The sequence below is a fragment of the Flavobacterium collinsii genome, from assembly GCF_902804485.1.
In the GTDB taxonomy this organism is placed as follows: domain Bacteria; phylum Bacteroidota; class Bacteroidia; order Flavobacteriales; family Flavobacteriaceae; genus Flavobacterium; species Flavobacterium collinsii.
The window spans coordinates 60,994-74,856 of sequence record NZ_CADCST010000096.1 but is presented as its reverse complement, the minus strand read 5'-3'; the positions used below and the strand labels follow the sequence as shown (position 1 = coordinate 74,856).

At 34.7% G+C, this 13,863-nt stretch carries 15 protein-coding genes; 10 read left to right on the top strand and 5 right to left on the bottom strand.

Features of this window, described 5'->3' with window-relative positions; translation table 11 throughout:
* The first annotated feature begins 84 nt into the window (after nt 1-84).
* The 6 genes from FLA105534_RS14665 (at nt 85) to rlmH (ending at nt 4,333) form a co-directional block, all read left to right on the top strand.
* Complete coding sequence (locus tag FLA105534_RS14665; RefSeq protein WP_173966869.1) at nt 85-966, top strand: pirin family protein; 882 nt, start codon at nt 85-87, stop codon at nt 964-966.
* Between the two features lie 2 nt (nt 967-968).
* Nucleotides 969-1,364, top strand: coding sequence for an OsmC family protein (locus FLA105534_RS14660; RefSeq protein ID WP_173966868.1), 396 nt, complete (start codon nt 969-971; stop codon nt 1,362-1,364).
* Between the two features lie 6 nt (nt 1,365-1,370).
* Nucleotides 1,371-1,655, top strand: a complete 285-nt coding sequence (locus FLA105534_RS14655) for a GNAT family N-acetyltransferase (protein WP_173966867.1) — start codon at nt 1,371-1,373, stop codon at nt 1,653-1,655.
* Between the two features lie 211 nt (nt 1,656-1,866).
* Entirely contained in the window at nt 1,867-3,282 is a 1,416-nt protein-coding gene (locus FLA105534_RS14650; RefSeq protein WP_173966866.1) for an amidohydrolase family protein, read from the top strand.
* Between the two features lie 188 nt (nt 3,283-3,470).
* Nucleotides 3,471-3,773 (top strand): antibiotic biosynthesis monooxygenase family protein, encoded by a 303-nt coding sequence (locus tag FLA105534_RS14645; RefSeq protein ID WP_173966865.1) that lies wholly within the window; start codon nt 3,471-3,473, stop codon nt 3,771-3,773.
* Between the two features lie 86 nt (nt 3,774-3,859).
* Nucleotides 3,860-4,333, top strand: a complete 474-nt coding sequence (gene rlmH / locus FLA105534_RS14640) for a 23S rRNA (pseudouridine(1915)-N(3))-methyltransferase RlmH (RefSeq protein ID WP_026982293.1) — start codon at nt 3,860-3,862, stop codon at nt 4,331-4,333.
* 42 nt (nt 4,334-4,375) lie between these two features.
* Here rlmH and FLA105534_RS14635 read toward each other — a convergent pair whose 3' ends face one another.
* Genes FLA105534_RS14635 through folP form a run of 3 tightly spaced genes read right to left on the bottom strand, consistent with a single transcriptional unit; the run spans nt 4,376 to nt 6,511 of the window.
* Nucleotides 4,376-5,008, bottom strand: coding sequence for a hypothetical protein (locus tag FLA105534_RS14635; RefSeq protein WP_173966864.1), 633 nt, complete (start codon nt 5,006-5,008; stop codon nt 4,376-4,378).
* Nucleotides 5,009-5,046: 38 nt separating this feature from the next.
* Entirely contained in the window at nt 5,047-5,664 is a 618-nt protein-coding gene (locus tag FLA105534_RS14630; RefSeq protein WP_173966863.1) for a hypothetical protein, read from the bottom strand.
* The gene (folP, locus tag FLA105534_RS14625) at nt 5,657-6,511 is read right to left on the bottom strand and encodes a dihydropteroate synthase (protein WP_173966862.1); all 855 of its coding nucleotides are present in this window, start codon (nt 6,509-6,511) and stop codon (nt 5,657-5,659) included. Before folP ends, FLA105534_RS14630 begins: the two co-directional genes overlap by 8 nt.
* 266 nt (nt 6,512-6,777) lie before the next feature.
* On the opposite strand from folP, the gene FLA105534_RS14620 reads away from it, so the two are divergent.
* From FLA105534_RS14620 to tpiA, 4 genes are all read left to right on the top strand, one after another.
* Nucleotides 6,778-7,320, top strand: a complete 543-nt coding sequence (locus FLA105534_RS14620) for a DUF1599 domain-containing protein (protein ID WP_173966861.1) — start codon at nt 6,778-6,780, stop codon at nt 7,318-7,320.
* Between the two features lie 79 nt (nt 7,321-7,399).
* Nucleotides 7,400-8,500, top strand: a complete 1,101-nt coding sequence (locus tag FLA105534_RS14615; RefSeq protein WP_173966860.1) for a BT_3928 family protein — start codon at nt 7,400-7,402, stop codon at nt 8,498-8,500.
* A 437-nt stretch (nt 8,501-8,937) separates the two neighbouring features.
* Nucleotides 8,938-9,432, top strand: a complete 495-nt coding sequence (locus tag FLA105534_RS14610) for a TlpA family protein disulfide reductase (RefSeq protein ID WP_173966859.1) — start codon at nt 8,938-8,940, stop codon at nt 9,430-9,432.
* 72 nt (nt 9,433-9,504) lie between these two features.
* A complete protein-coding gene (tpiA, locus tag FLA105534_RS14605; protein WP_173966858.1) occupies nt 9,505-10,257 on the top strand; it encodes a triose-phosphate isomerase in 753 nt (250 codons plus the stop codon).
* 98 nt (nt 10,258-10,355) lie between these two features.
* Here tpiA and FLA105534_RS14600 read toward each other — a convergent pair whose 3' ends face one another.
* Both FLA105534_RS14600 and FLA105534_RS14595 read right to left on the bottom strand, forming a co-directional pair.
* Nucleotides 10,356-12,698 carry a hypothetical protein gene (locus tag FLA105534_RS14600; protein WP_173966880.1) on the bottom strand — a complete coding sequence of 781 codons (2,343 nt, stop codon included), beginning with the start codon at nt 12,696-12,698 and terminating at the stop codon, nt 10,356-10,358.
* A complete protein-coding gene (locus tag FLA105534_RS14595; protein WP_173966857.1) occupies nt 12,658-13,794 on the bottom strand; it encodes a hypothetical protein in 1,137 nt (378 codons plus the stop codon). The genes FLA105534_RS14600 and FLA105534_RS14595 overlap by 41 nt, the downstream gene beginning before the upstream one ends.
* Nucleotides 13,795-13,863 lie beyond the last annotated feature (69 nt).

Below are 13,863 nucleotides of genomic sequence, written 5' to 3'. Positions count from 1 at the left end.
TACCAAAAACAAACTTTCTTAATCTAAATTAAGTTACAGATTACAACTACAGCTGTAATTTTGCTTTCAACTAAAACGAAGAACATGTCAAATATCAGTTTAATCATCGAAGAACGCGCTGCCAATATTGGCAATTTTATGGTAGGCCGTTTACTGCCTTTCCGTGAAAAAAGAGCGGTTGGACCATTTGTATTTATCGATCACATGGGACCTGCGCATCTAAATCAATATCAAAATATGGATGTCCCTCCACATCCGCACATCGGACTTTCTACTTTGACTTTTTTGTTTGAAGGAAGCATTATGCACCGAGACAGTCTGGGTACCGAACTGGAAATAAAACCGGGCGCTGTAAACTGGATGACAGCCGGAAAAGGGATTGTACATTCAGAGCGAACTCCGGAATATCTGAGACATTCTGACAAAATGCTTCATGGCCTGCAAATTTGGGTGGCATTACCGAAAGAACTCGAACAAATGGATCCCAATTTTACACATGTAGAAGAAAGTGATATCCCTGGTTGGGAAGAAGATGGCGTTTCCTATAAATTAATCGCAGGAGAAGCGTTTGGCAAGAAATCACCCGTTCCTGTATACAGTCCGCTTTATTTTATCGAAATCAAAAGCACCGAGGCCAGAAAAATCAACATTGGAAAGGATCTTTTTGGAGAAAGCGGTTTGTACATTCTCGAAGGAAGTATTAAAAGCGGAGAGCATGTTTACGATCCAAAACAAATTCTAATTACCAACGACAGTACGTTATGTGAATTTGAAATCGCTGAGAACACAACGGTTTATATCTTTGGAGGACAGCCCTTTCCTGAAGAACATTTCATTTTCTGGAATTTTGTTTCTTCAGATAAAAACCTAATCGAAAAAGCAAAAAAAGACTGGACAGAACAGACCTTCCCTAAAGTTCCGGGCGAAACGGATTTTGTTCCTTTACCTGACCCTAAAATGCGATAACTATGGATACACTATCAGCACAAATCGACACCCGTTTGTATCGCACAGAAATAACATCTGCCAGCGGAAACATTGTAATTGCCGACGAGCCGCAGGAAATGGGAGGCAAAAATTTAGGATTTAGTCCGTCAGAACTACTGGCCTCCTCTTTAGCTTCCTGTACTTTGATAACACTTCGAATGTATATCAATCGTAAGCAATGGGATGTCACAGAAATCAAGATCAAAGTAGATTTTGAAAGGGATCTGGATCAAAAAGTTTCCTTGTTTACCCGAAAAATTGAAATTATCGGCGAAGTAGATGATAAGCAAAGACAACGTCTTGAAACGATTGCCAATAGCTGCCCGATACATAAAACACTAACAAATTCAATAGAAATTAAAACCACATTAATATAACACATCATGGAAATTCAACAAATAAACGATACAAGAAGAGGCTATTTTGAAGCTGTAGAAGACGGAAAACAAGCCGGAAAAATGACCTATACCTGGGCAGGCGATTCTAAATTCATCATCGACCATACAGAAGTAAATGAAGATTTTAACGGAAGAGGCGTTGGTAAAAAACTCGTAATGGCCGCAGTAGAATTCGCCCGAACTAATAACCTGAAAATTATCCCGCTTTGTCCTTTTGCAAAAAGTGTTTTTGATAAGGTGGACGAAATTCATGATGTGCTTTTTTCTTAAAACTACTAAGTTTTTTTAACCGCAAAGCACACAAAGAATTACGCAAAGTTCGCAAAGTTTTTTTAGGTAAAGCGTTGCGAACTTTGCGTTTATATAAAGTTTAGCACATAACAAAACCTTGCGCTCTTTGCGGTAAAAAAATAACACAACGAAATCAATTTTTAAATCTCGGCAGAAACTCGTATATTTGCATGTAATTTAAACTTAGAGTATGACAAGGATAATTACACTTTTCTGTATTTTTATAGCACAAATCGGCTTTTCTCAAACAGCTGACAGTTATTTAGAAAAAATTAGAAATAACGAAGCTCTCTCAACAGCTTTCTTTCAACAAATGCCAAAAGGCGGTGATTTACACCATCATTTTTCCGGATCAATTTATGCAGAACCTCTTCTGGAAAGAGCGATTGCAGAAGACTTTTATCTGAATTTAGAAACTATGGAAGTCTCTAAAACAAAACCCGAAAAAGGAAACTGGCAGACCTTCTCTTCTCTAAAAAAAGAAGGCAAACTAGATCACTACCAACAACAGGTTATGCAAACCTGGTCTGCAAAAGATTATAATGGTTCTGTACCTTCTGATGATTTGTTTTTTGACTCTTTTCAAAAATTCGAACCTACTATTAAAGGACATTTTGCCGAAGGAATGCTGGAATTAAAAAAACGTGCTCTGGCTGAAAATGTGAGTTATATTGAAACCCAATTATCAACGATTCCGTGTGATATGAATGTTTCTGACCTAGCTGGTTTTAATTCAAAATTACGTCAGGCAGCAACTCAAAAGGACGAAAAAGCGACACTTAAACTTTTAGACGAGTTGTACAAATCACTTGAACAAAAAGAAGCCAAGAAGTATGCTGTAGATTTCAATACTAATTTTATCGCTAAGCTGCACAAAGACCTTAAAATTGACGATGAGCGTTTTACGATGCGCTATCAGAATTTTGTGTTGCGTTTTATGGATCCTGTCGATTTATTTAAAAACCTGACCATCGCATTTATCTCTGCCAACAGCAGTAAACTGGTTGCAGGCGTAAATATTGTTTCACCGGAACACGGCGAAAATTCGATGAAAGATTATTGGTTGCACATGGTGATGTTTAAATACTGTAATTCTAAGTTTCCTGCTGTAAAGTATACACTTCATGCCGGCGAATTAACTTTAGGATTGGTTCAGCCAGAAGATTTAACCTGGCATATTAATGACGCCATTTATATCGCGGGTGCGAATAGAATCGGACATGGTGTCGATATCGCTTATGAAGCAAACTCTTATGATTTGTTGCGTAACATGGCAAAAAATAATATTCCAATTGAGATCAATCTAACCAGTAATGAATTCATTTTGAAGGTAAAAGAAAACCGTCACCCGTTTACTCTTTACAAAGAATTTAATGTCCCAATCGTAATCAGTACCGATGATGCAGGAATTCTAAGAACAAATATGACGGAGCAATATGTTTTATTAGCCAAAAGATACAAGGATGTTTCGTATGCCACGATAAAACAATATGTCTACAACAGTATCAATTACAGTTTTATTCAGGATGACTCTGTAAAAAAACAATTATTGAAAGATCTGGATGCAAGGTTCAAAACTTTTGAAGATAAATTTTCTAAAAACTAAATTACTTCAATCTGTGTAAAAATCGCACGTAGATTTTAAACTGATTCAAGCAGATTAATGCCGATTTTTATGTCAAAAAATCAAAACAAATCTGCCTGATCAGCTAACCCGAGCGATAGCGAACAGACGAAGCAATCTGCGAGAGTGTTTTTTTTTCCGCAGATTCAGCAAATAAAATTATTATAAGTATGATCCTTGAAGCCGCTTTTCTTTATGTAAAACCAAGTCTGGCAACTCAATTTGAAACCGATTTTGCGAACGCAAGTCGATATATTTCGTCGATTGAAGGCTATCTGGGCCATCGTTTGGAGAAATGTCTTGAAGTCGAAAACAAATATCTTTTGCTGGTCGACTGGAATACGCTCGAAGACCATACCGTTGGTTTTAGAACTTCTGAAGCATACTTAGAGTGGAAAAAAATGCTGCATCATTACTACGAGCCATTTCCTGTTGTAGAACATTTTGAAACGGTATTTGAGAATAAAAAATAAGCTCACAGAATAAACGGTTTATGTGGATTTTTCTATTTTAAATTTTGGATTAATTCGTGCGATTCGTGGCAAAAAAAACAAACATAATGAATATCAAACTTATCGCCATTGGCAAAACAGATAACAAATCGCTTCAAACTTTGATTGATGATTACACCAAACGTCTGTCGTTTTACATCAAATTTGACTTGGAGATTATTCCGGATATCAAAAATGTCAAGAATTTATCTGAAAGCCAACAAAAAGAAAAAGAAGGCGAATTGATTCTGTCCAAGCTTTCACCAACAGATCAGCTGATCTTACTGGATGAAAACGGTAAAAATTTCTCTAGCGTTGGTTTTTCTGAAGAGTTACAAAAGAAAATGAATTCCGGAATCAAAACCTTAGTTTTTGTGATTGGCGGCCCTTATGGGTTTTCGGATACTGTTTACAGCAAAGCACAGGGCAAAATATCGCTTTCCCTAATGACGTTCTCCCACCAAATGGTACGCTTATTTTTTATAGAGCAATTGTATAGAGGATTTACTATTTTAAGAAACGAGCCTTATCATCATCAGTAAAGGTTAATGGTTAATTTGTTTAATGGTTTAATCGAATTCAAGTTAAAAGACGAATTCATCGTCTGTTAGATTCAGTACCGGAAAAGGAAATTTTAAGGTTCTCATTAGAATTTTACTATTGATATAACTTCCGTAATTTAAATCTTTATCAAAAGAAAATATATATTTATTCGGTTTATCACAGGGTATATTATCAAGATAATCTTGTAATTTTTCTTTTTGAACCAATACTCCATTTACTAAAATTGAGTTGTCTTTTTTAAAATAAACTGTTACGCCAAATTTTGGTTTCTCCATTTTGTAATACACTTTCGTGAAAGGCAAAAAAGCAAGATTCTTCCCGATGGAATCTGCGTAGGAATAATAATTTTCAGCATTTTCGTTTTTATGAGCACTGTCGGCTCGCTTTTTCTCTTGTAATTTCATTACTTCCGGAATGACCAATTTTAAAGGCAGACGCTTGTCAATATTGAAAATCCAATTAGTCGAAATGATACTATTTTTTCGGTTTACATCGGCAATAGTATCTTTTCCCTGAGTTTTAAAGAAAATGTAAACGGGTGAAAGGTCTTGTACGTCTTTTACAATCGTAACATTGGATTTTGGAAGCAAAACGTCTTCTTTTTTACCACAGGAGAAAAGTAGGAAAGCAATAATCAGCGTAAAGTATTTCATGTTTTTATATTACTTTAAATTAACCAATTTATAAATTGTTATTTTCTTTTAAAATCAGGTATGCAAAAACTCCCAATCGCTCCAGAACTAAATGCAAATACAATATTATCTTTATAAAACATTTTAGAACAATCATCCGAATTCACCTTTTGTTCCTGTTTGCTTAGATTAGTATCAAAGATCAAATAACTTAAAACTCCCATTCCTCTAAAACCGTATTCTAGTTCAGTAGGATTTCCATTTGTTATTCCAATGCAATTTACATTCTCTAGTTTATCGTAAAGTTTAATAAAGGTTGCATTACTCCATTTAAGTTTTTTTTTAACTTCTTCTAATGATTTTGTTTTTCCATCATAATACGAAGACTTTTTAGATGCAACATAATCTTCAAAATCAACATTCCATTCCTGAAATAATAATTCTGTTTTATCTGGAATATTTGTTGGTTCGTAAACAAATAAATCAATTTCATCTGAATCGTTATATCTTATTCTAACGATATAGTTTTTTGGAACTATCTTATTAAAATATTCTTTCAACTCTTTAATTTCATTGATCTTTTCGCTATAATTCCTTTTTAGACCGGATGAATCTTTAGTAGCACAGCTTGCTGCACAAATTCCAATAAAAACTAAACACAATAAATTCTTAATCATTCTTTTTCTCCACTAGAGTATTGTTCACACTCATTTTGTCAAACAAAGTCACACATTCCAACGCTTCTTTCATATCATGAACGCGTAGTATTTTAGCACCTTTTGTCAAAGCAATTGTATTCAGAACTGTTGTTCCGTTTAAAGCTTCGGCAGCAGTATTATTTAATGTTTTATAAATCATTGATTTTCTCGAAACACCCGCCAAAACAGGCAAGTCTAATAGATTAAAAAGCTCCATTTTTTGTAAAACTTCAAAATTCTGCTCGGTTGTTTTTGCAAATCCGAAACCCGGATCTAAGATTAAATCATTGATTCCAATGTTTCTAGCTTTTTTTACCTTTTCTGAGAAATAGAAAAGCATCTCTTTTACAATATCATCATATTGTGTCAGACTTTGCATTGTTTGCGGGTTTCCGCGCATGTGCATCATAATATAAGGCACATTGTAATGAGCAATCACCTCGAACATTTTATCGTCCAATTCGCCTGCTGCAATGTCGTTTATAATAGCTGCACCGCTTTCGATACTCGCTTTGGCAACTTCGGCTCTAAAAGTATCAATTGACAATAAGGTTTCCGGAAAATGTTTTAGAATCAATTCGATCGCCGGAACGATACGGTCAATCTCTTCCTGTTCTGTTACAAACTCAGCACTTGGTTTACTCGAATAGGCACCAATATCAATAAATGAAGCGCCTTCAGAAAGCATTTTACCAACCTGTACGACTATTTCATCTTCATTTTTATATTTTCCTCCGTCGAAAAAAGAATTGGGTGTCACATTCAAAATCCCCATTACTTTAGGAATCGACAAATCGATAAGCCGGCCTTTACAATTAATTGTCATTTGTTTTATTTTTTTGTTTCAGGTTTCTGGTTTTCTTTGTTTCAGATTTCAGATTCCGGAACTTACACAATCTGCGCCAACCTGAAACCTGAAACTTGAAACTTGAAACTTGAAACCTGAAACTTTTCACATTCTTTTCAACTTTCAGATTATTGGTATTAACACTTTGTTTAGAAAAAACTTGAAACAAAGAAAACCCGAAACTTGAAACTCTTAAAAAATTATCCTTATTTTTGAAGAAATTTTTAGCAAATATACAGCAATAAATGAAGAATACTTCCCTTGAATTTGATAATGTAATTACGGTTTGCCGTACTTTGTTTATTAACAAAATGAAAGATTATGGCAGTGCATGGCGTATTTTAAGATTGCCATCGTTAACCGATCAGATATTCATAAAAGCACAAAGAATAAGAAGCTTACAGGAAAATGAAGTCCGTAGAGTTGATGAAGACGAAAAAGGAGAATTTATCGGAATTATCAATTATTCTATCATGGCTTTGATTCAGTTAGAACTTGGAGTTGCAGATCAACCAGATTTAGATGTAGAAAAAGCAACTGAATTGTACGATGCTAAAATTAAACTGACTAAGGAGTTAATGGAAGCCAAAAACCATGATTACGGTGAAGCCTGGCGTGACATGCGCGTAAGTTCTCTGACGGATCTGATTCTGCAAAAAATACTTCGCGTAAAACAAATCGAAGATAATAAAGGTAAAACCCTGGTTTCTGAAGGTATTGATGCCAATTATCAGGATATGATTAATTATTCGGTTTTTGCCTTAATTCTAAATCCTATAAACAAATAGAAATTTCAATAAATAAATTCCAACTTTCCAGCAAAATTTTGGAACTTAAAATTTGGAGTTTTAACTTAACTATTTCCCTATGAAAAACATCATTACCCAATTCTCAAGATTATTTGTCGGAGTATTATTTATTATTTCGGGATTAATCAAACTAAACGATCCCGTTGGATTCTCTTACAAATTAGCCGAATATTTTAGCGAGCCGGTTTTCAATATGCCTTTTTTAGAGCCATTGGCATTAGGATTAGCGATCTTTTTAGTGATTCTTGAAGTGGTTTTGGGTGTCATGTTATTGGTAGGATACAAATCAAAACTTACGATCTGGGCTTTGTTGCTATTAATCGTTTTCTTCACGTTCCTTACCTTCTACTCTGCTTATTTTGATGTTGTAAAAGACTGTGGATGTTTTGGAGATGCTTTACACTTAACCCCTTGGCAATCTTTCACAAAAGATATTGTTTTACTTTTCTTTATTCTGATATTGTTCATCAATAAAAAATTAGTAAAACCTTTATTTTCAAAATTTATTACCAATATTCTAACTTTGATAAGCATTATTTTGTGTGTTATCATGGCTGTTTGGGTACTCAACCACAATCCAATCAAAGATTTCCGTCCGTACAAAGTAGGAAGTAATATAGAGAAGGGAATGGAAATCCCTGAAGGTGCTCCAAAGTCGGTTGTTGAAATGATTTTTATCTACAAAGTAAACGGTGTTGACAAAGAATTCTCGGAAAAAGACCTGATGAACATTCCGGAAGGTGCTACGTTTGTAGACCGAAAGGACAAAGTCATTACGGAAGGTTATGTACCGCCAATTCATGATTTTACGATGACTAAAGATGATTCTGATTACAAAGAAGAATTGCTTAAAGAACCTAAATTATTAGTATTTGTGACCTATGATTTAACACTTTCTAATCCTGAAGGAATGAAAAAACTGGAAGGTATAAACAAAGAAGCTAAAACAAAAGGCTATAAAGTAATTGCAATGACGGCTTCGGGTCCTGATGAAATTGCAAAAGTCAAAAAACAATACGGTTTAGATGTTGATTTCTATTTCTGTGATGCAACTACTCTAAAAACAATCGAAAGAGCCAATCCAAGTATTGTAGTGCTTCAAAAAGGAACTGTAGTTCAAAAAGTACATTATAATGATGTTGACGATTTAAAGTTATAAACCTTGCTTCAACCGCAAGATTACAAGAATTTACAAAGTCCGCAAAGTTTCATCACTTTGTGGACTTTTCTTTTTTACTCCTTTTGAACAAGTGCTCAAAAACATCTAAACGTTTTCAAAATTTGCATTTTATAAAGCGAAGAATATCTTCTAAATCAGAGTTTACAGGAGACTTTATTTTGATCTGATCTGACGTTTTCTAACCGTCAAAAACATACTCTCTCGAAAAAAGTTTTCCCTTTTTGGTTTTCTTAAAGATTTATTCCCAAAAATCTACTCCGATTTGAAGTCTATTGCCCCAACTATTACGATTTCATTCCTCTTTTTCTAACCGAAATCGACACATTTGTGATAAAACAAACGACTCTTCAATTTTTGTTAATCTCCATTTGGCTTTCGAATTGTTTGTTTAACTTTGTTCAAAATCATTTACCTCTATGAAACAAATAACGCTAATCCTTATTGCATTTATTAATTTTTCATGCTCACAAGCGCAGAAAACGAGTTTTTCTAAAGAAGCTTTGTCTGAAAAATTATTAGCAACTGATGGAAGTCAGGTTGCTTTCAAAAACATTTTAAAAAAATACAAAGGTAAAACTTTGGTCATTGAAGTTTGGGCTTCCTGGTGTGGTGACTGTGTAAAAGCGATGCCTCACTTAAAAGAGTTACAAGCCAATAATCCTGAAGTTTCGTACTTATTCCTTTCAGCAGATAAAACTGCGGATAAATGGAAAGCAGGAATCGAAAAACACGAGTTAAAAGGCGATCATTTTATGATGAACGACGGTATGAAAGGTGTCTTCGGAAAAGCAATTGACTTAGACTGGATTCCAAGATACATCATTGTAGACAAAAAAGGAAAAATTGTGCTCTACCGCGCCATTGAAAAAGATTTTGATAAAATCAATGGAACTTTAAAAGGTTTACAATAAAACCTCAACATCAATTGCACTTGCAATGATACATTTCAAAAAAATAAAAGCAAAAAAATAAAAACTACCAAAATGAGAAAAAAGATTGTTGCAGGAAACTGGAAAATGCATAAAAACGCCCCACAAACTGAGGAACTATTAACAGAACTAATTGCTAAAATACCTGCAAAAACTACTGCTCAAGTAATTGTAGCACCAACTTTTGTAAATTTGCAGGCTGCAGTAGCTAAATTAAAAAACACAACTATTGGTGTTGCTGCGCAAAACGTTCACCAAGCTGAAGGTGGTGCATTTACAGGAGAAATTTCTGCTGACATGTTAACAAGTGTAGGGGTTAATACGGTAATTCTTGGTCACTCTGAACGTAGAGCAATTTTTCACGAAACAGATGCCTTAATTGCTAATAAAGTAGACACTGCCCTGAAACATGACATGACCGTAATTTTCTGTTTTGGAGAAGAATTAAAAGATCGTCAATCAGACAATCACTTTAATATTGTTGAAAATCAATTGCGTGACGGATTGTTCCACATTGCAAAAGAATCATGGTCTAAAATTGTTTTGGCTTATGAGCCAGTTTGGGCGATTGGAACAGGAGAAACTGCTTCACCGGAGCAAGCACAAGAAATGCACGAATTTATCAGAGAGGTAGTTCGCAAAGCATTTGGAGCTGATATCGCTGACGAAGTATCTATTCTTTACGGAGGTTCTGTTAAACCGGAAAACGCTAAAGAAATCTTCTCTAAACCAGACGTAGACGGAGGTTTAATTGGAGGAGCTGCTTTAAAAGCGGATGACTTTTTAGCTATTGTTACTGCTATTTAGATAATGAGACAATTAGGTAATTAGACACTCTAATTGCTTAGTACCTTATAAAAAAAGCGTTCATAAGAACGCTTTTTTTATATCAACTCTTTCCTAAATTACTTAAGATATGCTTTCAAGAGCGGGCAATTGTACTTTTGAAAAGCGGTTGTTTTTCGATACACCGAATAAAAATTAAACAGCTCCTGCCCTGCTTTAAACGGGTTCTTCTCTTCTTCTTCCGCCGAAACTAAATTGGCATAATGATCGTAATAATTACATTCAAAAATCATTAAACTAGCCAAAGCTTTTTCGTTATTGTTTTTAGACATCTTCAAAGCTTTTTCATAGTACATTTTGGCCATCTTTAAATTATAATAATTACCTTTCTGATATTTCTTTTCATTTTCTGAATTGTCCCCATACACATAATCCACATAGGATGCTCCCGATGTCCAGTCGTAAGCAGTCATCATCCAGGAATTCCCCAAATACGAAACATTAAAATAGGCATGTGCCAGTTTCAGATTGCTTGCTGCCGTATTTTGTTTTTTTAACTGAATCAGCTGCGCTATAAAATCGGTCTTATTAAAACGATAATTAAATTTACGTTCTTCTGCCGTTTGCAGGATTTTAGGCAGAAATGGGTTTTCATTCAAATAATCTTTATACGCGTAGTTTTTCTCCCAAAAATCTTGTGGCATACTCGCAAAAGTTTTATAAGCCAGTTCTAAATCATTATTTCGGAATGCAATAGTTCCTTTCAGGTCTCTATAATAATTGACATTTGGTGCCATGGTCCCTAAACAAATATAGGTTTCAAAAGGTGTTTTATCTTTTTTCTCCTGTAGCGCTATCAAACGGTCTATATCAGCTGTAGTAGCATTATTCCTGTCAAAATGACCAATATAATTGTAATAATAAGGTGTCCCGCCGTATGCGGAATATTCTCCTTCGTTTTTAATATCCGACTTCATAGCTAACAAACCCGCCGTGACACGATCGCCTTGTTTGGCAAAATCGACACTGGCAATTCGGTACAAACTATATAAATTCTTAAACACCCCATGGTCCTTTTCTATCAGATTTTCTACGGAATCAAAGTATTGGAAAAGTTGGTTTTGAACTTTTTCGTTCTTCAAATCATCTTGCTTTAAAGAAACCAACGCCAATTGTATATTCTTCTGCATTTGTATCGAAGGATTGGCTTTATCAGAAATCATATTGGTGTATTTTTTTCCCGAATCAATATCGTCATCAATAAAACAAAGTTGGGCAATTGCCGCCGTGATATAGTCTTTTTGCTCTCCCGAGGTCTGTTCCCGGATAGAAATTAGAAAATACTCTAACTCTCTTAAGTACAAAATGTCTTTATTAAAATTTTCATCTTTTGCTTTCGCGTAATTTTCGTACCAGCTGGTACTATCAAAAACAACCGAAGGGGTTCCGTCATTGGTATACATAGGGGTAAAAATCCAGTCTTCGAGTTTGTTAACTTCTCTTCCAATCAAAAAACTCAAATACAAGCTATTCGGGTTCCCTTTATACACTTCCTGAATCGTTTTCAAATCCGGTGCGGGATTGCGTAAACTTTCAATAGCCAAAATCACACTTCGCTCCTCGTCATTTTGAGCCAATGCCAAAGTCTCTGTGGTCAATTTCCAGTTATAGTGCTGTACAACAGCAAACGATTTTTCTTCACAGGAAGCAAAAACTTTACTCAACAAATAATTCTGCAAAGGCAAATTTTCAATACATAAAGCCTTATAATACAAAGCCCAGGGCTCTAGAATAGTGTTTTTATAATCTGTGAAATAAGTATCATACAAACGAATTACCTCTTCCTTATCAGAAGCATAAAAACTATACCTCAACATTAAAAAGGCATAACGCTGCTTTAAAAAGGGGTCTCTTGCAGTCCTGATTTTCTTTTCAAAATCTCCAACCTCAGCTAGTTTATGATCTTTACTATCATAGCTCACGGTGTCCCAGGACTCCCATTTTACATCGGTATTGCTGTTGTACTCCAATTTTTTAGCAAACAAAATATAGTGTAAGAGTGCTTTATTTCTAGATAATACCAGCGCTTCAATAAAACTATTCTTTTCAAAAACCTTTTTTAGTGACCTGGTTTCATAAGCCGTTTCAAATGTCTCGGCATCTGTTTCGTATAAAATAATGTGTACGTCTTTTGGATTGACCTGGCTGCCCAGTTTTTTTGTCCATTCTATACAATTCAACTCCTGATCAACCCCTGAAACGGTATTAGTTGCATAATAATTATCTGCCGAATAATAAAAGGGTGTCAGCTTAAAGAAACCTTCCCTTTGTGCTTTGAACAAAACTAACCTGCTGGTTTCCGGCGAAACACTCCATCCACAGGCCAAAGAGACCTGAACACTTAAAACAAAAAGTAAACTGCTAAAAACGCGCATAGTAACCGGATATATTTTGGGTTCCATAATCATTGATGTATTTTTTATCAAAAGAAAAAAACGTCACTTTGGTCTGATTGTCAATTGGAATTTTATTCTTTACAATCGAGATCATCTTATCAAGTTCGTTTTCTGAAATTTTCTCGATTCTTATTTCATCGCCGTTTCTCAAATAAGTCTGTCCAACCAAAATATCGTCCTGCAGCAAATATTTAGAATCTGACATTTTTTTTAATTTAATGGTATCACTTTGAATCCTATCGTAATCTGATAAAATTCCCTTAAACTGATTTCCTCTAAAAACCACTGCCCAACTGTACAATGGTAAAGCAATATCAAGCTTTAACGAATATTTATCATGCGTTATATATTGTGCTAATTCTTCGCTGGTTCCTATAGAGTTTTTGCTAGTAAATTCTTCCGGCTTTGTGATATTGTAACACATTAACAAACCTTTGTCCACTGGCGGAACACCCGCTTTTGAAACATATTTATACTGCCAAAGTCTAATGGTAGCCGAAACCGGAGTAGCGGGATATTTCTTCTTGATTTGCTTTAGTAAATAAAAATAATTGTCCTTTGATTTTTCCGACCAGTCACAATCAATCAAAATTTCTTTGAAATCCACTTTTAATTTGGTCATTTCAATTGATTTTACTGAATCGTAATTCAACTGCTTGCGGTGTTCCTGTTTGTAATAATCCTTTGGATAAACAATCGCACTGGCAGTTTTCTCGGCCTTTGTCTCGTTCATTTTTGTTCCAACCTGTTCAATGCGCTTTGCAATTCTTGCGGCCAGACTGTCCAGTTGTTTTTTATTGGATTGCAGAACCACTTCATTGGTAATAAAAATACTTGGTGTAATTTCAGGATTGCTTTCATTTAATCTGATATCCAGTATTGTCGCAACCGGCAAAGGTTCTTTCGCATAAGGATTCCAATCGACATCAAAAAAACGAACGTATAAATGTTTTACCTTCAAATCCCTGATTAAAGAATCTTCTGTCTTTTCGAAATTTAAATCTGTTTTCCAATAACAAAACGATCTCACAACTTCATGTTCCTTTTCACAAGTTGCTCCATTAAGTACCACAAAGAGCAAAATAAAAATGATATTCTTCATATTTTTAAAATCCTTACAAATTCTAATCAAAATTAACATTAATTAAGGTAAGGATGTAGATTATTTATG